The organism is Streptomyces sp. NPDC004051 (assembly GCF_053604275.1).
Genome location: NZ_JBSGHG010000005.1, coordinates 184,726 through 203,329 on the forward strand (window position 1 = coordinate 184,726; position 18,604 = coordinate 203,329).

General features: G+C 72.7%; 18 protein-coding genes and 1 riboswitch. Of the genes, 9 read left to right on the forward strand and 9 right to left on the reverse strand.

The genetic code is table 11. From position 1 onward, the window contains the following. Positions 1–5 precede the first annotated feature (5 nt). Entirely contained in the window at positions 6–1,073 is a 1,068-nt protein-coding gene (locus ACWEQO_RS09110) for a GNAT family N-acetyltransferase (RefSeq protein ID WP_452980638.1), read from the forward strand. Here the strand turns inward: ACWEQO_RS09110 and ACWEQO_RS09115 are convergent. Both ACWEQO_RS09115 and ACWEQO_RS09120 read right to left on the reverse strand, forming a co-directional pair. Next, complete coding sequence (locus tag ACWEQO_RS09115; RefSeq protein ID WP_452980641.1) at positions 1,055–1,378, reverse strand: DUF4031 domain-containing protein; 324 nt, start codon at positions 1,376–1,378, stop codon at positions 1,055–1,057. The genes ACWEQO_RS09110 and ACWEQO_RS09115 overlap by 19 nt on opposite strands. Continuing rightward, positions 1,375–1,779 (reverse strand): hypothetical protein, encoded by a 405-nt coding sequence (locus ACWEQO_RS09120; RefSeq protein ID WP_452980644.1) that lies wholly within the window; start codon positions 1,777–1,779, stop codon positions 1,375–1,377. The genes ACWEQO_RS09115 and ACWEQO_RS09120 overlap by 4 nt, the downstream gene beginning before the upstream one ends. Before the next feature lie 55 nt (positions 1,780–1,834). Here ACWEQO_RS09120 and ACWEQO_RS09125 point away from each other — a divergent pair, with 55 nt between their 5' ends. The 3 genes from ACWEQO_RS09125 (at position 1,835) to ACWEQO_RS09135 (ending at position 4,375) form a co-directional block, all read left to right on the forward strand. Then, on the forward strand, positions 1,835–2,743 hold the full coding sequence (locus ACWEQO_RS09125; RefSeq protein ID WP_361451107.1) for a MurR/RpiR family transcriptional regulator: 909 nt from the start codon (positions 1,835–1,837) through the stop codon (positions 2,741–2,743). A gap of 79 nt (positions 2,744–2,822) precedes the next feature. Beyond that, entirely contained in the window at positions 2,823–3,764 is a 942-nt protein-coding gene (gene murQ / locus ACWEQO_RS09130) for an N-acetylmuramic acid 6-phosphate etherase (protein ID WP_452980647.1), read from the forward strand. Between the two features lie 41 nt (positions 3,765–3,805). Further along, positions 3,806–4,375 carry a hypothetical protein gene (locus ACWEQO_RS09135; RefSeq protein WP_452980650.1) on the forward strand — a complete coding sequence of 190 codons (570 nt, stop codon included), beginning with the start codon at positions 3,806–3,808 and terminating at the stop codon, positions 4,373–4,375. 61 nt (positions 4,376–4,436) lie between these two features. On the opposite strand, the gene ACWEQO_RS09140 is transcribed toward ACWEQO_RS09135, so the two are convergent. The 5 genes from ACWEQO_RS09140 to thrC form a co-directional block, all read right to left on the reverse strand. After that, the gene (locus ACWEQO_RS09140) at positions 4,437–5,567 is read right to left on the reverse strand and encodes an NADH:flavin oxidoreductase (RefSeq protein WP_361451098.1); all 1,131 of its coding nucleotides are present in this window, start codon (positions 5,565–5,567) and stop codon (positions 4,437–4,439) included. A 269-nt stretch (positions 5,568–5,836) separates the two neighbouring features. Continuing rightward, positions 5,837–7,459: a chaperonin GroEL gene (groL, locus tag ACWEQO_RS09145; RefSeq protein WP_202278356.1), complete on the reverse strand. Its 1,623-nt coding sequence runs from the start codon at positions 7,457–7,459 to the stop codon at positions 5,837–5,839. Positions 7,460–7,886: 427 nt separating this feature from the next. After that, positions 7,887–8,090 carry a cold-shock protein gene (locus tag ACWEQO_RS09150; protein ID WP_004929928.1) on the reverse strand — a complete coding sequence of 68 codons (204 nt, stop codon included), beginning with the start codon at positions 8,088–8,090 and terminating at the stop codon, positions 7,887–7,889. Between the two features lie 430 nt (positions 8,091–8,520). Beyond that, positions 8,521–8,796 carry a MoaD/ThiS family protein gene (locus tag ACWEQO_RS09155; RefSeq protein WP_361451095.1) on the reverse strand — a complete coding sequence of 92 codons (276 nt, stop codon included), beginning with the start codon at positions 8,794–8,796 and terminating at the stop codon, positions 8,521–8,523. A 188-nt stretch (positions 8,797–8,984) separates the two neighbouring features. Beyond that, positions 8,985–10,301 (reverse strand): threonine synthase, encoded by a 1,317-nt coding sequence (gene thrC / locus ACWEQO_RS09160; RefSeq protein WP_452980654.1) that lies wholly within the window; start codon positions 10,299–10,301, stop codon positions 8,985–8,987. Positions 10,302–10,319: 18 nt separating this feature from the next. Continuing rightward, positions 10,320–10,521, reverse strand: a riboswitch (SAM riboswitch). A 199-nt stretch (positions 10,522–10,720) separates the two neighbouring features. Between thrC and ACWEQO_RS09165 the strand changes: the two genes are divergently transcribed. The 3 genes from ACWEQO_RS09165 (at position 10,721) to otsB (ending at position 14,184) form a co-directional block, all read left to right on the forward strand. Beyond that, positions 10,721–11,695: a glucosyl-3-phosphoglycerate synthase gene (locus ACWEQO_RS09165; protein WP_361451090.1), complete on the forward strand. Its 975-nt coding sequence runs from the start codon at positions 10,721–10,723 to the stop codon at positions 11,693–11,695. A gap of 92 nt (positions 11,696–11,787) precedes the next feature. Further along, entirely contained in the window at positions 11,788–13,194 is a 1,407-nt protein-coding gene (locus ACWEQO_RS09170) for an alpha,alpha-trehalose-phosphate synthase (UDP-forming) (protein ID WP_452980657.1), read from the forward strand. A gap of 84 nt (positions 13,195–13,278) precedes the next feature. Next, positions 13,279–14,184, forward strand: a complete 906-nt coding sequence (gene otsB, locus ACWEQO_RS09175) for a trehalose-phosphatase (RefSeq protein ID WP_452980660.1) — start codon at positions 13,279–13,281, stop codon at positions 14,182–14,184. Between the two features lie 506 nt (positions 14,185–14,690). On the opposite strand, the gene ACWEQO_RS09180 is transcribed toward otsB, so the two are convergent. Together ACWEQO_RS09180 and ACWEQO_RS09185 are read right to left on the reverse strand one after the other, a co-directional pair. Then, positions 14,691–14,924, reverse strand: coding sequence for a DUF3263 domain-containing protein (locus tag ACWEQO_RS09180; protein WP_361451081.1), 234 nt, complete (start codon positions 14,922–14,924; stop codon positions 14,691–14,693). Positions 14,925–14,987: 63 nt separating this feature from the next. After that, positions 14,988–16,256, reverse strand: coding sequence for an extracellular solute-binding protein (locus ACWEQO_RS09185; protein ID WP_361451396.1), 1,269 nt, complete (start codon positions 16,254–16,256; stop codon positions 14,988–14,990). Positions 16,257–16,426: 170 nt separating this feature from the next. On the opposite strand from ACWEQO_RS09185, the gene ACWEQO_RS09190 reads away from it, so the two are divergent. After that, the gene (locus ACWEQO_RS09190; RefSeq protein ID WP_452980762.1) at positions 16,427–17,374 is read left to right on the forward strand and encodes an ROK family protein; all 948 of its coding nucleotides are present in this window, start codon (positions 16,427–16,429) and stop codon (positions 17,372–17,374) included. Continuing rightward, positions 17,374–18,546, forward strand: coding sequence for an N-acetylglucosamine-6-phosphate deacetylase (gene nagA, locus ACWEQO_RS09195; protein WP_452980664.1), 1,173 nt, complete (start codon positions 17,374–17,376; stop codon positions 18,544–18,546). Before ACWEQO_RS09190 ends, nagA begins: the two co-directional genes overlap by 1 nt. The last annotated feature ends 58 nt before the right edge of the window (positions 18,547–18,604 follow it).

Here is an 18,604-nt window from a genome sequence, read left to right on the forward strand (position 1 = left end):
CCTGCATGCGTGCCTCGGGAGCGGAACAGGTGGAGGAAGCCGTCGCGGACTGCGTGGCGGCGCTGGCAGCGGTCCGGGGACGGAAGTGGGAGGGGGTACGGGCCGGACGGCTGGAGTGGGACTGCCGCGCGACGGCCGTGCACATCGCCTCCGACCTCATCGCGTACGCCGGCCAGTTGGCCGGCCGCGCGCAGGACGCGTACGTGCCCTTCGAGATCGCTCCGGACGACGGCACCGACAACACCGCTCTCCTGACCGTGATCGGGACGACCGGCGCTCTGCTCGCCGCCGCGATCCGCACCACCCCGCGCGCGGTCCGCGCCTTCCACCCGTACCCCTTCCGGCACGCGAACCGCGAGGGCTTCGCCGCGATGGGCGTGGCCGAGGTGCTGCTGCACACCCACGACATCACCGAGGGCCTGGGCGTACGGTACGAACCACCCACCGAACTCGCCTCGTTCGTCCTCACCCGGATCTTCCCGCACGTCCGGCCGGGTCCCGCCCCCTGGCAGACCCTGCTGTGGGCGACCGGGCGCGGCGACCTGCCGGGGCGCGAGCCCGTCGGTCAGTGGCGCTGGAGCAACAATCCGGTGCTCCGCAGCGAGCGGCTCGACCTGGAGGGCGTCACGCCCGCGACCGCCGCCGACCTGAGTACGGGCGGTGACGGCGGCTTCGCGTGGGTCGGTTCCGCTCCCGCCGACGGGACCCGGGTGGGGGCCGGGTTGATGGTCGAGCAGTACGAGGAAGGGACCTTCCACCCGGAGTGGACCATGTACGTGCTGGTCCGGCGGGAGGACGACCTCGCGGTGGGCGCCATGGGGTTCCACCGCGTTCCGGACGGGGACGGCCGGGTGGAGATCGGCTACGACCTCGTCGAAGGCGCCCGCGGTCACGGCTACGCCACCGAGGCGCTGCGCGCGCTGTCGGCGTGGGCGCTCGCGCAGGACGGCGTACGGACCGTCACCGCCGTCGTCGACCGCGCCAACACGCCCTCGCAGAACGTCGTCACCCGCGCCGGATTCACCCGGGTCGCCGAACCCGAGGGCGAGTACGTCTACGAACTGCGCCGCTGAACCTCGCCGACGCGCACCACGCCGGCGCGCACCGCGGCGTCGCGCACCGTGCTCTTGCGCACCCGCAGCCCCGCCCCGTACAACAGCCGCACCACCTCGCGGCTGCTGACCTCCACCGCCCCGGCGAGCACGACGTCCGGGTACCGGTGCTCGGGGATGTCGTAGTGGTCGCGTTCGAAGGCGCGGCGGGGGACGCCGAGGGCGGCGGCGAAGGCGTGCAGTTCGTCGTAGGAGACGTCGCTGACCAGGTGGGACCAGAGGCGGCCGTGTCCCGGCCAGGTGGGCGGATCGATGTACAGGGTCACGTCGAGGCCGCCCCGCCCAGCGAGCCGACCGCCGCGACCTTCACGCCCGCCAGGTGGCACACCCAGTGCGGGTCGGGGCCGAGTTCCGGCTCCACCTCCAGCGCGTGCGGGTCGCCGGAGCCGCACACCGGGCACAGCGGCCAGCGGCCGTACCGCTCCAGCAGGGCGTCCTGCACGTCCTGGGCGACCAGACCGGCGAGGAACCCGGCGCCCTCCGGCCACTGTTCGACCCACCAGCGGCGGTGCGCGACGGACTCCTCGACGAGCGAGACGACGTCCGCCTCGGCGACCTCGTGCGCGACCAGGTCCGCGAGCACCAGCGCGCGGGCCGCGTGCAACGCCTGCTCCAGGGAACCGACAGGGGCGACGGAGGGGTCGTCGGGATCGTCATGGGGGGCCATGCCCCCATTGTGCGCACCCTTGACCGCACCACCGAAACGAAAATATCTTTCAGGAGTGACCCAGGATGTGAAGGAAATTTTCGCTCCGCCCGCCCCCGCCGCCCTCGCGGCCAAGGTGCGCACGCTGGCCCCCTCGATGACCCGTTCCATGCAGCGGGTCGCCGAGGCCGTCGCGGGCGACCCGGCCGGCTGCGCCGCCCTCACGGTCACCGGCCTCGCCGAGCTCACCGGCACCAGCGAGGCCACCGTCGTCCGCACCGCCCGCCTGCTCGGCTACCCCGGCTACCGCGACCTGCGGCTCGCCCTCGCCGGGCTCGCCGCCCAGCAGCAGTCCGGCCGCGCGCCCTCCATCACGACCGACATCGCGGTGGACGACCCCATCGCCGACGTCGTCGCCAAGCTCGCCCACGACGAACAGCAGACCCTCGCCGACACCGCGGCCGGACTGGACACCGTCCAGCTCGGCGCGGCCGTCGCGGCACTGGCCGGCGCCCGCCGGACGGACGTGTACGGCATCGGCGCCTCCGGCCTGGTCGCCCAGGACCTCACCCAGAAGCTGCTGCGCATAGGCCTGATAGCCCACGCCCCCGGCGATCCGCACCTCGCCGTCACCAACGCGGTGCAGCTGCGCGCCGGTGACGTGGCCGTCGCGATCACGCACTCCGGGTCGACCGGGGACGTCATCGAACCGCTGCGGGTGGCCTTCGAGCACGGGGCGACGACGATCGCGGTGACCGGCCGGCCGAACGGCCCCGTCACCCAGTACGCCGACCACGTCCTGACCACGTCCACGGCCCGCGAGAGCGAGCTGCGCCCGGCCGCGATGTCGTCCCGGACCAGTCAGCTCCTGGTGGTCGACTGCCTGTTCGTCGGCATCGCCCAGCGCACCTACGAGTCGGCGGCCCCCGCCCTGTCCGCGTCGTACGAGGCCCTGGCCCACCGGCACCGGAGCGGCCCGCGGTAGCGGACGCCTCCCACGGACCGCCGGACACAGCCCACCGCACACAGACCACCGGACACAGACCACCGGAGAGAACCGTTCCATGACCGACGCGCCCGAACCCCGTGGTCTCCGCGCCGAGTTGGAGACCCTGACCACCGAGGCGTTCCGTCCGGAGCTGGCGGACGTCGACCGGCTGCCCACCCTGGACATCGCCCGGCTGATGAACGGCGAGGACGCCATCGTGGCCGGCGCCGTGGCCGAGCAGCTGCCGCGGATCGCCGCCGCGATCGACGCCGTCGCCGACCGGATGGCCCGGGGCGGCCGGCTGGTCTACGCGGGCGCGGGCACCGCCGGCCGGCTCGGCGTCCTGGACGCCTCCGAGTGCCCGCCGACCTTCAACACCGACCCCGCCCGGGTCGTCGGCCTGATCGCGGGCGGCCCCGGCGCCGTGGTGTCCTCGGTCGAGGGCGCCGAGGACTCGGCGGAGCTGGCCGTCTCCGACCTGGCCGCGCTGGGGCTGACCGCCGACGACTCGGTGGTCGGCGTCTCCGCCTCCGGGCGCACCCCGTACGCCGTCGGCGCCGTCACCCGTGCCCGCGAGCGGGGCGCGCTGACCGTGGGCCTCGCCTGCAACGCGAACAGTCCGCTCGCCGCTGCGGCCGAGCACGGCATCGAGGTGGTCGTCGGCCCGGAACTCCTCACCGGCTCCACCCGCCTCAAGGCCGGCACCGCCCAGAAACTCGTCCTGAACATGATCTCGACGATCACGATGATCCGGCTGGGCAAGACGTACGGGAACCTGATGGTCGACGTCCGCGCCTCCAACGAGAAGCTGCGCGCCCGCTCCCGCCGTATCGTCGCCCTCGCGACCGGCGCGGCGGACGCCGACATCGAACGCGCCCTGGCCGCCACGGACGGCGAGGTCAAGCACGCCGTCCTGGTCCTGCTCGCCGACGTGGACGGCCCGACGGCCACCCGTCTCCTCGCCGAGGCCGACGGCCACCTGCGCGCGGCGCTGGCGGCCGCGGCCGGCCGCTCGTGACGGCTGGGATACTGGCCTCACCCCCCACACGGAGACGAACCATGAACCACGCGCAGCTCACCGCCCTGGGCCGCGCCCTGCGCGTCCTCGGCGAGCACGGCGAGGCGCTGGGCGCCGACACGCCGGACGCCAAGCTGCACGAGGTGCGGGCCGACCTGAAGCGCGCGCTGGACCGGCTGGACGAGAGCGTCGAGACGGCCGCGCCCAGCACCCGCTGCCCCGAGCACCCGACCGGGCCGGTCGACAAGAGCGCCCCCGACCTGTGCCTGCTGTGCGAGACCCGGCGCCGCACCGCCCGGCGCGCCGAGTTCAACGGCCCGGCGCCCCAGCAGCCGCCCACCGAGCCCGTCCCGTCCCGGTACGGGATGCACGGCGACCGCCCCCGGCCGCAGCAGCGCTGGCTGCCGGAGCTGTGGAACGGTCAGGCGTGGCAGCTGTGCGGCACCCCGCGCCGGGACCGGCGCGAGGCCGAGCTGTACATCGCGGCGCAGCAGCGCGGGCCCCGGCCCGCCACGGCGTACCGGGTGGTGCACGAGTTCACCGACTACGAGGTGCTGCGCGTGTGGGGGACGCCGGTCCGGCACGACATCGAGCCGATGCGCGACCTGTAGCCGACGGGGCCCGCAGGCCACGCACCGGAACCGCCCGCGGCGCGGCTCAGCTCAGTTCAGTTCAGCTCAGCGTCCGCAGCGAGGCCGCGTCGTACGGCTCGAGCTCGTCGAAGCGCCCGCCGAGGACCTTCGCCGCCCAGTCCGGGTCCTGGAGCACCGCACGTCCCACGGCGACGAGGTCGAACTCGTCGCGCTCCAGCCGGTCGAGCAGGTTGTCGAGGCTGCCCAGTTCGGCGCCCTTCCCGCGGAACGCGTCCTGGAAGTCCCCGTTCAGGCCGACCGAACCGACCGTGATGGCGGGCCTGCCGGTCAGCTTCTTCGTCCAGCCGGCCAGGTTCAGGTCCGAGCCCTCGAACTCCGGGAGCCAGTGACGGCGGGTGGAGGCGTGGAAGGCGTCGACGCCGGCCGCCGCGAGCGGGGCGAGGATCGCCTCCAGCTCCTCGGGGGTCTCGGCGAGACGGGAGTCGTAGGCGTCCTGCTTCCACTGGGAGTACCGGAAGAGGACCGGGAACCCGGGCGAGACCCGCTCACGGACCGCCGCGACGATCTCCGTCGCGAACTTCGCCCGCGCCACCGGGTCGCCGCCGTAGGCGTCGGTACGGCGGTTGGTGCCCGCCCACAGGAACTGGTCGATCAGGTAGCCGTGGGCGCCGTGCAGCTCCACGCCGTCGAAGCCGATGCGCTCGGCGTCCGCGGCGGCCTGCGCGAACGCCTCGACCACCGCGTCGATGTCGGCCTGCGTCATGGCCTTGCCGGTGCCCTCGGTGCCGTCGGTGCGCACGCCGGACGGGCCGATCGCCGGGGCGTCCGGGTACGGCGCCTGCCCCTGCTCGCGGACCATCCCGATGTGCCACAGCTGCGGCACGATCGTGCCGCCCGCCGCGTGCACCGCCTCGGCGACCTTCGCCCAGCCGGCCAGCTGCTCCTCGCCGTGGAACCGCGGCACCCGGTCGCTCTGTCCGGCCGACTCGTGGCCCACGTAGGTGCCCTCGGTGACGATCAGTCCGACACCGGCGGCGGCCCTCCGGGCGTAGTACGACACCACGTCCTCACCGGGGACACCGCCCGGCGAGAACATCCGGGTCATCGGCGCCATCGCGATGCGGTTCGGCACGGTGAGGCCGTTGATCGAGACCGGCCGGGACAGGATCTCCGCGGCCCGGGCGGCGGTGGTGGAGGCGGTGACGGTCATGTGGGGGCTCCTCGTTGGATGTACCAGTCGGTATGTGCGCGTGCATCAATCGCACTACACCCCCAACCACCAAGCCCCTGAAGGCATTCCGCTTCCCGGCACGCTCACCTGTGACGCCGACCACACCCGCCCCGAGGTCCAAGCACCGCCCCGTGACCGGGCCCCGCTCGCGGAAACGCGGAAACGCCCGAGGGCGGCGCCCCCTGCCGAAGCAGGGGACGCCGCCCTCGGTACTGACGGACCGGGTCCGAACCTGAGGTGAGTCAGGCTCAGAAGTCCATGTCACCGCCCGGCATGCCGCCCGGAGCGGCCGCGGCGGCCTTCTCCGGCTTGTCGGCGATGACGGCCTCGGTGGTGAGGAACAGCGCGGCGATCGACGCGGCGTTCTGCAGCGCGGAGCGCGTCACCTTGGCCGGGTCGATGATGCCTTCCTTGACCAGGTCGACGTAGTCGCCGGTCGCGGCGTTCAGGCCGTGACCCGGGGTCAGGTTGCGCACCTTCTCCACCACGACGCCGCCCTCGAGGCCGGCGTTGACGGCGATCTGCTTCAGCGGGGCCTCGAGCGCGAGCTTCACGGCGTTGGCGCCGGTCGCCTCGTCACCCTCGAGCTCCAGCTTCTCGAACACCTGGGAGGCCTGGAGCAGGGCCACGCCACCACCGGCGACGATGCCCTCCTCGACGGCCGCCTTCGCGTTGCGGACGGCGTCCTCGATGCGGTGCTTGCGCTCCTTGAGCTCGACCTCGGTGGCGGCGCCGGCCTTGATGACCGCGACACCGCCGGCGAGCTTCGCCAGGCGCTCCTGCAGCTTCTCGCGGTCGTAGTCCGAGTCGCTGTTCTCGATCTCGGCGCGGATCTGGTTCACGCGGCCCTGGACCTGCTCCGAGGAGCCGGCACCGTCGACGATGGTGGTCTCGTCCTTGGTGATGACGACCTTGCGGGCCTTGCCGAGCAGCTCGAGGCCGGTGTTCTCCAGCTTGAGGCCGACCTCCTCGGAGATGACCTCGCCGCCCGTGAGGATGGCGATGTCGTTGAGCATCGCCTTGCGGCGGTCGCCGAAGCCCGGGGCCTTGACGGCGACGGACTTGAAGGTGCCGCGGATCTTGTTGACGACCAGGGTCGACAGGGCCTCGCCCTCGACGTCCTCGGCGATGATCAGCAGCGGCTTGCCCGACTGCATGACCTTCTCCAGGAGCGGCAGCAGGTCCTTGACGTTGCCGATCTTGGAGTTGGCGATCAGGATGTACGGGTCGTCGAGCGACGCCTCCATACGCTCCATGTCGGTGGCGAAGTACGCCGAGATGTAGCCCTTGTCGAAGCGCATACCCTCGGTGAGCTCCAGCTCCAGACCGAAGGTCTGGGACTCCTCGACGGTGATGACGCCTTCCTTGCCGACCTTGTCCATGGCCTCGGCGATGAGCTCGCCGATCTGGGTGTCGGCGGCGGAGATGGAGGCCGTGGAGGCGATCTGCTCCTTGGTCTCGACGTCCTTCGCCTGCTCCAGCAGGGCACCGGAGACGGCCTCGACGGCCTTCTCGATACCGCGCTTGAGGGCCATCGGGTTGGCGCCGGCGGCTACGTTGCGCAGGCCCTCCTTGACCAGGGCCTGGGCGAGGACGGTCGCGGTGGTCGTACCGTCGCCGGCGACGTCGTCCGTCTTCTTGGCGACTTCCTTGACCAGCTCGGCGCCGATCTTCTCGTACGGGTCCTCGAGCTCGATCTCCTTGGCGATGGACACACCGTCGTTGGTGATCGTGGGGGCGCCCCACTTCTTCTCGAGGACGACGTTGCGGCCCTTGGGGCCGAGCGTCACCTTGACGGCGTCCGCGAGCTGGTTCATGCCGCGCTCGAGGCCGCGCCGCGCCTCCTCGTCGAACGCGATGATCTTGGCCATGTGAAGTGGTCCCTCCAGGACTGGGGGTGATTACTTCGGACCGCGCCCGCGCCCGCGACGGACGGCTCACAGAACCGGTGGTTCCTTGCCCCACCGGCCTGCGGGCCTCACCGACCCGGTCCTTACGTTGTCACTCTCACCTTCAGAGTGCTAACGCCAATGATTAGCACTCGACCCCCTCGAGTGCAAGGCGCTCCCGCGAAGCGGGACCGATGAGGGGTGGTGGTCGGGTGACGGGTGGGCGCAAGCGCCTTCCGGGGGACGGCCGGGGAGTCAGCCGCGCGCGAACAGCGCGACCGGTGCCGGGGACGGCCGTGCGCGGCCGGTTCCGGCGCCGGTCGCCGCCCGGCTCCCGGCATGGCGAAGGGTCCGCACCCCAGGGGTGCGGACCCTTCGCCGGCAGGAAATTCTTGCGGTGCTAGCGCGTTCAGGCGCTGAGACGGACCATGTCGGCCTGAGGGCCCTTCTGGCCCTGCGAGATCTCGAACTCGACCCGCTGGCCTTCTTCGAGGGTGCGGTAGCCGTCCATCTGGATCGCGCTGTAGTGGACGAAAACATCCGCACCACCGTCGACCGCGATGAAGCCGTACCCCTTCTCCGCGTTGAACCACTTGACGGTGCCCTGAGCCATGCCTAACTCCCCTATTACTGGCCCTTGCACAGATCCACACCTCGCGGATCCGGGTCAGACCTCACCCCCCAACGATTGGGGGCGTGCGCCGGAACGCGTCGACCGCGGCCGAATGTATCCGTCCAACTGCCCTCTGCAACAGGTCAATCGGACGAGAAATCTGGACGCCGCCAGTCCGGAATGTGGGGGGAATTCACCTGATTCCAGGGCAAGCCAGGCCGGACGAAGGCCGCAAATGCCGCAGAGGTGGCCTGGATTTTGGCTGCATCCAGTCGGGTGCGCGGCAGGAATTGACGGTTCCAGAACGGGGAGCCGGGACCGTGTTCCCCAACTCTATCGCGCCCAATCCCATGGAATTGCCCCCTCCGCTTCTCTCGCGGAGGGGGCAATACGACAAACACTCGGTCACATCGGTTACCGAGGGTAATGATCAGCCGCCTGCGACGGCCGGGATGATCGACACACCGGCGCCGTCCGGGGTCACCGTCTCCAGGCCCTGCTCGAAGCGGACGTCGTCGTCGTTGACGTAGACGTTGACGAAACGGCGCAGCTTGCCCTGGTCGTCCAGGACCCGGGCGGAGATCCCGGCATGGTTCTTCTCCAGGTCGGCGATGACGTCGCCGAGGGTCGCCCCCTCGGCGTCCACCTCGGCCCTGCCGCCGGTGTAGGTGCGCAGGATGGTGGGGATGCGAACGGTCACGCTCATGCGACTCGACCTCCAGTGACGATGTGAATACTCTGCGTGCGGTCCGCCGGGTCGGCGGTGCCGGCCCGTGGTGTCGGCCGGTGAGCCGGTGCGGGGTCGCGGCCCGGGTGCGCCCCGGGGCGGTCGGCCGTGCGGCACGACGCCCCGCGGGCGACCACCGGCCTCCTCGGGACTCCGAGGAGGAGGGGTCAGGCGAGGCCGGCCTCTCGGAACGACTCGAGGCTGGGGCGGATGGTGGCGGTCAGGCCGGTGTCGGCCACCGCGTCCAGGGTCTTGAGACCGTCACCGGTGTTGAGGACGACGGTGGTCAGGGACGGGTCCAGGAGGCCGTTCTCGATCAGCTTCTTCGTGACGCCGACGGTCACGCCGCCCGCGGTCTCGGCGAAGATGCCCTCGGTCCGGGCGAGCAGCCGGATGGCCTCCACGACCTGCTCGTCCGTCACGTCCTCCACCGCGCCGCCGGTGCGGCGCGCGATGTCCAGGACGTACGGGCCGTCGGCCGGGTTGCCGATGGCGAGCGACTTGGCGATGGTCTTCGGCTTCTGCGGCCGGACCACGTCGTGGCCCGCCTTGTACGCGGTCGACACCGGCGAGCAGCCCTCGGCCTGCGCGCCGAAGATCTTGTACGGCCTGTCCTCGACGAGGCCGAGCCGGATCAGCTCCTGCAGCCCCTTGTCGATCTTGGTGAGCTGCGAGCCGGAGGCTATGGGGACGACGAGCTGGTCGGGCAGCCGCCAGCCGAGCTGCTCGCAGATCTCGTACGCGAGGGTCTTGGAGCCCTCGGCGTAGTACGGCCGCAGGTTGACGTTGACGAAGCCCCAGCCCTCGCCGGCCGGGTCGCCGATCAGCTCGGAGCAGAAACGGTTCACGTCGTCGTAGTTGCCCTCGATGCCGACGAGTTCACCGCCATAGACGGCGGCCATGACGACCTTGCCCTGCTCCAGGTCGTGCGGGATGAACACGCAGGAGCGCAGGCCGGCGCGGGCGGCGGCGGCGCCGACGGCACCGGCGAGGTTGCCCGTGGAGGAGCAGGACAGGGTGGTGAAACCGAAGGCGCGGGCGGCCTCCAGGGCCTGGGCGACGACCCGGTCCTTGAAGGAGTGGGTCGGGTTGCCGGAGTCGTCCTTGACGTACAGGCCGCCGGTGACGCCGAGTTCGCGGGCGAGGCGGTCGGCCTGGACGAGCTGGGTCCAGCCGGGGTTGATGTTCGGCCTGGTCGCCACGTCGGCGGGGACGGGCAGCAGGGGCGCGTAGCGCCAGATGTTCGCGGGGCCCGACTCGATGCGCCGGCGGAGTTCCTCGGTGTCGTGGCCCGAGAAGTCGTAGGCGATCTCCAGCGGGCCGAAGCACTCCTCGCACGCGAAGACGGGGCCGAGGGGGACGCGGTGGCCGCATTCGCGGCAGGACAGCGCGGCGGCGGGACCGAGATCGACAGAGGGCTCGGCCGGTCCGTCGACGGACTCGGCGGGGGATCCGGTGGTGTTTGCGACGGTCTGCACAGCCATGTGAGGCGAGGCCCTTTCTCCTCATCTTCCTCACGACGTGTTTCGCCGTGAGACGGACTTGGCACCTTCCCTAGCCGGGAGCCTCGCGTGGACGATCAGCGGTCGGCGATCAACGATCGGTGTTCCGCTGTGATCGTCGGTCGACGGTGATCCACGAGAACCGGCTGGAGGGTTGCCGGGGCTTCATCGGGCCGTATCCCTCTGCCCCTCTGGATGAGCTGTATTCGATTGTGTGTCGTGCGGTGGCGCGGTCGTGCGCCGCGGACGCGAGGGGGGTCGTGACCCCCGGTGTGCAAGGGGCGTCCGCGTTGTTCAAGACTGTAACCGACGGCTCGGACGACGGAGAGTGCGCGTCCGAACCGCGAGATGGATCAACGGGTGTCAGGTGTATGGATCACAGAAGTGAGGAGCCGCAGACCGTGCTGGAAGAAGTCGAGCGCTGGCTGGCCGACCGCTCCTGGTCCGTGGCCGACCGCCCGCTGCACCGCGTCCTGGCCGCGAAGCGCGCCACGGGCCGGACGGTGAGCGTGGTCCTGCCCGCGCTCAACGAGGAGGCGACGGTCGGTGACATCGTCGGGATCGTCCGGCGCGATTTGATGCTCCGGGTCCCGCTGGTCGACGAGATCGTGGTCGTGGACTCCGGATCGTCCGACCGCACCTCCGAGGTGGCCGCGGCGGCGGGCGCGACGGTGGTCCACCGGGACACGATCCTGCCCCGCCTCCCCGCCGTGCCCGGCAAGGGCGAGGTGCTGTGGCGCTCCCTGCTCGTCACCCGGGGGGACATCGTCTGCTTCGTCGACGCGGATCTCAGGGAGTTCTCCGCCGACTTCGTCTCCGGCATCGTCGGCCCGCTGCTCACCGAGCCGGACGTCCACCTGGTGAAGGCGATGTACGACCGCCCCTTCACGGTGTCCGGGGGGAGCGCGGCCGGCGCCGCCGCCACGGCCGGTCAGGGCGGCCGGGTCACGGAGTTGATGGCGCGCCCCTTGCTCAACATGCACTGGCCGCAGCTGGCCGGCTTCGTCCAGCCGCTCGGCGGCGAGTACGCGGCCCGGCGCTCGCTCCTGGAACGGCTGCCCTTCCCCGTCGGCTACGGCGTGGAGCTGGGCATGCTGATCGACGCCCTGCACCTGGTGGGGCTGGACGCCCTGGCCCAGGTCGACGTCGGTGTCCGCAGGCACCGCCACCAGGACGGCCAGGCCCTCGGCCGCATGGCCGCCGCGATCTACCGCACCGCCCAGCTCCGCCTGGCCCGCGGCCACCTGATCCGCCCCGCGCTCACCCAGTTCGAACGGATCGGCACCGCCTTCGAGCCCCGTACCCACTCGGTGGACACCGAGGAGCGGCCTCCGATGACGGAGATCGCCGAGTACCGGTCCCGCCGGGTGGCCTGAGCGCGACGGGCCCGCCCCGGCCGGAACGACCGAGCCGTATACGGCTGATCCGCCACGTTTGAGCGTTTCGGAGGCGGGCTAGGTTCAGGCGTATGGCTTCCATGCAAGGTGCCCGGGTGCTGGTCGCGTCGAATCGCGGCCCCGTTTCGTACACGGTGGAGGAGGACGGTTCGCTGCGGACCGGACGCGGCGGCGGCGGACTGGTGTCCGGGCTGTCGGCGATCGGGCCGGACGCGGGATCGCTGTGGGTCTGCTCGGCGCTGTCCGACGGCGACCGCGAGGCCGTGCGGCGCGGGGTCGGCGAGGACGGCGTGCGGATGCTGGACATCCCGGCCGACGTGCACGCCGACGCGTACAACGGCATCGCCAACTCGGTGCTGTGGTTCGTGCACCACATGCTGTACCAGACGCCGGTGGAGCCCGTCTTCGACGCGGAGTTCCGGCGGCAGTGGGCCTCCTACGAGGCCTACAACCGGGCCTTCGCCGAGGCGCTGGCCGAGGAGGCGGCGCAGGGGGCCGCGGTGATGGTGCAGGACTACCACCTGACGCTGGTCCCGGGGATGCTCCGGGAGCTCCGCCCCGACCTGCACATCGGCCACTTCTCGCACACCCCGTGGGCTCCGCCGGAGTACTTCGGGATGCTGCCCGACGACATCGCCGGGCAGGTGCTGCGCGGGATGCTGGGCGCGGACCGGCTCGGTTTCCTCACCCACCGCTGGGCGGACGCGTTCACCGCGTGCTGCGAGCGGTTCGCGGGCGGGCTCGGCGGCACCCGGATCGGTGTGCACGGGCTGGGCGCCGACGCGGACTTCCTGCGCGGGCGCGCGCGGGAGGCGGACGTCGAGGAGCGGCTCGTCACACTGCGCGAGGAGATCGGCACGGCTCCCGACGGCACCGCGCGACGGACGGTCGTCCGGGTGGACCGGACCGAGCTGTCGAAGAACATCGTGCGTGGTCTGCTGGCGTACCGGCAGCTCCTCGAGGACCGCCCCGAGTGGCGCGAACGGGTGGTGCACCTCGCCTTCGCCTATCCGTCCCGGCAGGACCTGGCCGTGTACCGCGAGTACACCGCCGAGGTGCGGCGGGTCGCCGAGGAGATCAACGAGCGGTACGGGACGCCCGGCTGGCGCCCGGTCGTGCTGCACGTCAGGGACGACTTCGCACGCTCGCTGGCCGCGTACCGGCTGGCCGACGTGGCGCTGGTCAACCCCATCCGGGACGGCATGAACCTGGTCGCCAAGGAGATCCCGATCCTCGCCGAGGGGGGCTGCGCGCTGGTGCTGTCCCGGGAGGCGGGCGCGCACGAGGAGCTGGGCGAGGACGCGATCACCGTCAACCCGTACGACGTGGTCGACACGGCGCGCGCCCTGCACGAGGCCCTCACGATGGGCCCGGCGGAGCGGACCGAAGGCGCCAAACGCCTGGCCGCGGCGGCGACCGCGCTGCCGCCGGAGCAGTGGTTCCTGGACCAGCTGAACGCCCTCCGCGAGGAGCCGTAGACCGGGCGGGCCCCCGAGGGGACCTGTCCTGTACGGGCCGGTCGGGGTGGCGTGCGGCGGGGTGGGCGTGGATAGGTTGACGGTATGGGCAGTCACACGGATTCCACGGACCCGAATGCCACGCACGCGAACACCGCCGGCCGAAGCGCCGCGGAGCCCCTGCCGACGCCCGCCACGCGGGCCGGGCGGGAGGGGCTCGACGCGTTGCTCGCACGGCCGGGGAAGGCGCTGATCGGCCTCGACTTCGACGGCACGCTCTCGCCGATCGTGCCCGACCCTGAGCAGGCCCGCGCCCACCCGGAGGCGGTGCCCGCGCTCACCGCGCTCGCCCCGGAGGTGGCCTCCGTGGCGGTGGTCACGGGCCGGCCGCCCGAGGTCGCGGTGCGCCACGGCGGCTTCGCGGACGCCCCCGGTCTGGAGCACCTCGTCGTCCTCGGCCACTACGGCGCCGAACGCTGGGACGCCGCCACCGGCGACACCACCGCGCCCGCCCCGCACCCCGGGGTCGCCGGTGTCCGCGCGGAACTGCCGGGGCTGCTCGACCGGGCCGGCGCCGACCGGGGTGTCCGGATCGAGGAGAAGGGCCGCGCGGTGGCCGTCCACACCCGCAGGGCCGCCGATCCCCAGGCCGCTTTCGAGGCGCTGCGCGGGCCGCTGACCGAGCTGGCGGCCCGGCACGGCCTGGTCGTGGAGCCCGGCCGCATGGTCCTGGAGCTGCGTCCGCCGGGGATGGACAAGGGCGTGGCCCTGCGGGAGTACGCCCGTGAGATCGGCGCCGGGTCGGTCCTCTACGCGGGGGACGACCTGGGTGACCTGCCCGCCTACGCCGCCGTCGAGGAGCTCCGCTCCGAGGGCGTCCCCGGCCTGCTGGTGTGCAGCGGCAGCGACGAGGTCCCGGAGCTGAGGGAGCGCGCGGACGTGGTGGTCGACGGCCCCGCCGGAGTCGTACGCCTGCTCCGGTCGCTGGCCTCGTCCCTGCACCCCGCCTGACCCGCCCCCCACTGGCGTGTCCCCCGGCGTCCGGCCCCGAGCGCGGGCCCGGCGTCTTGGCCCCGGGCCCGTCCGAGCGCGGCTCCCGGCACCCCGGCCCGCCGGGCGGGCGCGCCTCCGCGCCTCGGTGCGCTCGGGCGTCCCGGTGCCGCCCGGATGTCCCGGTGCGCGAGCTGACCCGCCCTCCACTGGCGTGTCCCCGGCGTCCGGCCCGGGGCGCGGGCCCGGCGTCTCGGCCCCGGGCCCGTCCGAGCGCGGCTCCCGGCACCCCGGCCCGCCGGGCGGGCGCGCCTCCGCGCCTCGGCACGCCCCGGCGTCCCGGTGCCGCCCGGATGTCCCGGTGCGCGAGTACGTCCGCCGTCGGCTGCTCGGGCTCGCGGACGCCTCCGGGAACGGCTCCCGGCCCCCGGCGAGCGCGCCTCCGCGTCCCGGTGTCGCTCCGGTGTCCCCGGCCCGCCCGGCCCGTCCGCCGGGATCGGCTCCGGTGCCCGGTCGGTCGGCCGCGGTCAGCGTTGCGCGCGGCGGGAGTCGCGGACGCGTCTGAGCCGGTTCACCGTGACCGGGTCGTGGGCCAGGGCGCGGGGGTCGTCGAGCAGGGCGTTGAGGAGCTGGTAGTAGCGCACCGGGGCCAGGCCCAGCTCCTCGCGTATCGCCCGTTCCTTCACGCCGGGGCCGAGGAAGCCGCGGCGCTCCAGCGCGATGATGTCCTGCTCGCGCCGGGCCAGTCGTTCCTCATCCATGCCCCGACGGTAGCCCCTGCCGCTGACATCGGGTCACCGGCGGGGCCACGGGGAGAAAGGCCCCTAACGTGAGCTCTCCGCGCGCGTCGCGGTCGCCTGGAGGCCGCCCAGCACGCCCTTGGGGCTGCCGCCCGGGGCGACCGCCTTGCCGATCTGCTGCTTGACGGCCGCGCTGACCGCGGCCCAGGAGGTGGTGCCGACCGGGTAGAGCTCCGAGGTGGCCAGCTCGTCGAGGAAGGGCCGGAGGTCCTCGTCCTGATCGGATCCCTCCATCGCCCGGGACGCGGAGCCGGTGACCGGCAGCAGGCTGTGCTCGCGGGAGAAGTCGAGCACGTTCCTCTCGCTGTAGACGAAGTCGAGGAACTCGCCGATCTCGTCGCCGTGGCCGTTCTTCTTGAAGGCCGTCATCCAGTCGGCGACCCCGAGCGTGGCCCGGCTCTCGCCGTCGATCCCCGGCGTCGGCACGGTGCCGAACTCCACGCCCTTCTCCTCGGCCATCCCGATCAGCGAGGGGTGGCCGTTCAGCATGCCGACGTCGCCGTCGGCGAAGGCGGCGAACGCCTCGGCGCGGTCGAGCTTTCCGGGCGCCACCGGGCCGGTCAGGCCCTTGCCGACCAGCTCGTTCTTCAGCCAGGTGACGGTCGCGGTGTTCTCCGCGGAGTCGAAGGTGTAGGAGCCCAGGGAGTCGGTGTAGCCACCCTTGCCGCTGAGCAGCCACTGCATGGTCTCGGCCTGCGCCTCCTCCGGGCCGAGGGGCAGCGCGTAGGGGTACTTCACGCCCTTCGCCTTGAGCGCCTCGGCGTTCGCCGCGAGGTCGTCCCAGGTCTTCGGCGGGGTGAGGCCGGCCTCCTCGAACAGGGTCTTGTTGTAGAACAGCACGCGCGTGGAGGAGGCGAACGGCATGCCGTACTGCACGCCGTTGACCTGCCCCGCGTCGGCCAGCTGCGGGACGAAGTCGGCCTGGACGGGGATGGAGAGCACGTCGTCGGCCTTGTGGAGCAGGCCCTGGGCGGCGTAGTCGGCGTAGGCGCCGATCTGGGCCATGTCCGGCGGGTCGCCCGCGTCGACCCTCTTCCTGACCTCGCGGTCGACGTCGTTCCAGGAGTGGACGCTGACGTCGATCTTCACGCCCGGGTGCCCGGTCTCGTACCGCTCCGTCAGGGCGGCCCAGTACTTCTCGGAGCTGTCGGCCCCGTCGATGCCGTAGTCGGCGACGACCAGCTCCAGCGTCACGTCGGAGGAGCCTCCGCCGGCACCGCATCCGCCGAGGACTCCCGTCAGTCCCAGTGCGGACACCGCCGCGATCGTCCTTGCCAAGCCCCGACGCTGCACTGCTTCCTGCCCCAACCCGGCGCTCCGCGCCATCTGTTCGAAGGTTTTTCGGTAGTCCGATATTCGGAATAAGGTCTACACCAAGTAAGTGGACTAGACCTCTTGCGGGTCCCGGGGCCACACTGTTCCACGTGAAACACGTCATCGCCCTCGATGTGGGCGGCACCGGGATGAAAGCCGCCCTGGTCGGACCGGACGGCGAGCTGCTGCACCAGGCCCGCCGCGCCACCGACCGGAACCGCGGCCCGGACGCGGTCGTCGCCGGCATCCTCGGCTTCGCCGCCGAACTCCACGCCCATGGCGTCGAGCACTACGGCGGACCCGCCTCCGCCGCCGGCCTCGCCGTCCCCGGCATCGTCGACGAGGCGGAGGGCGTCGCCGTCTACTCCGCCAACCTCGGCTGGCGCGACGTCCCGCTGCGCGCACTGCTCGCCCAGCGGCTCGGCGGCCTCCCCGTCGCCCTCGGCCACGACGTCCGCACCGGCGGGCTCGCCGAGGGCCGCGTCGGGGCGGGCCGGGGCGCCGACCGGTTCCTGTTCGTCCCGCTGGGCACCGGCATCGCGGGTGCCATCGGCATCGACGGCCGGGTGGAGGCGGGCGCGCACGGCTTCGCCGGAGAGATCGGCCACATCGTCGTACGGCCCGGGGGCGCCCCCTGCCCGTGCGGTCAGCGCGGCTGCCTGGAGCGGTTCGCGTCCGCGGCGGCGGTCGGCGAGGCCTGGGCGGCGGCCTGCGGCGACCCGGGCGCGGACGCGGCCGACTGCGCCCGGGCCGTGGAGTCCGGCGACGTACGGGCCCGGGAGGTCTGGCAGGAGGCCGTCGACGCCCTCGCCGACGGACTGGTCACCGCGCTCACCCTGCTGGACCCGCGCACCCTGATCATCGGTGGCGGGCTGGCCGAGGCAGGGGAAACCTTGTTCGCACCCCTGCGGGAGGCGGTCCGGCGGCGGGTCACCTTCCAGAAGCTGCCGTCCCTGGTCCCGGCCGCCCTCGGGGACACCGCCGGATGCCTGGGCGCGGGACTCCTCGCCTGGGACCTCCTCGAGACCAGCGCCGCCACCCCTGCCACCGTCACCGCCCCCGTTTCCTCGGACGACTCCTCGGAGGTAACCGCCTGATGGCCCCCACGAAGGTTCTCACCGGTGCCCGGGTGGTACTGCCCACCGGGACCGTGGACGACGGCCGCGTAATTGTCGACGGCACGCGCATCGTCGCCACGGCCCCCGCGAACGCCCCCTCCGGCGCTCCTGAAAACGTCGCCGAGACCCTCGACCTGACCGGTCACTGGCTGGTCCCCGGCTTCGTGGACCTCCACAACCACGGCGGCGGCGGCGCGTCCTTCACCTCCGGCACGGTCGACGAGGTCCTCCAGGGCATCCACACCCACCGCCTGCACGGCACCACCACCCTGGTCGCCTCGACCGTCACCGGCGACCTGGACTTCCTCGCCCGCCGCGCGGGCCTGCTGGCGGAACTGGCCGAGCAGGGCGACATCGCCGGCGTCCACTTCGAGGGGCCGTTCATCTCACCGTGCCGCAAGGGCGCGCACTCCGAGGAACTGCTGCGCGACCCCGACCCGGCGGAGGTCCGCAAGCTGATCGACGCGGCGCACGGCCACGCGAAGATGGTCACCCTCGCCACCGAACTGCCCGGCGGCCTCGACTCCGTACGCCTGCTGGCCGAGCACGGCGTGATCGCGGCGGTCGGCCACACCGACGCGACGTACGAGCAGACCGTGGCGGCCGTCGACGCGGGCGCCACGGTCGCCACCCACCTGTTCAACGCGATGCCGGCGCTCGGCCACCGCGCCCCCGGCCCGGTGGCCGCCCTCCTGGAGGACGAGCGGGTCACGGTCGAGCTGATCAACGACGGCACTCATCTGCACCCGGCCGCCCTCCGGCTGGCGTTCCGTCACGCGGGCCCCGGGCGGGTGGCGTTCATCACGGACGCGATGGACGCGGCCGGTTTCGGCGACGGCCGCTACATGCTCGGCCCGCTGGAGGTGGAGGTCGAGGACGGCGTGGCCCGTCTGGTGGAGGGCGGCTCCATCGCGGGCTCGACGCTCACCCTGGACCGGGCGCTCAAGCGCGCGGTGACCGTCGACGGGCTGCCCGTGGAGCACGCGGTCGCGGCCCTGTCCGCCAACCCGGCCCGGCTGCTGGGCATGGACGACAGGATCGGCTCCCTGGAACCCGGCAAGGACGCCGATCTGGTGGTCCTCGACGCGGAGTTCGCCCTCAAGGGCGTGATGCGCCGGGGTGAATGGGTGGTCGATCCCCGACTGGGCTGATCCGTCCACCGGCCGGGGACCGGCGGCCGGTCTCAGGGGTGGGCCGACCGCCCTCCGT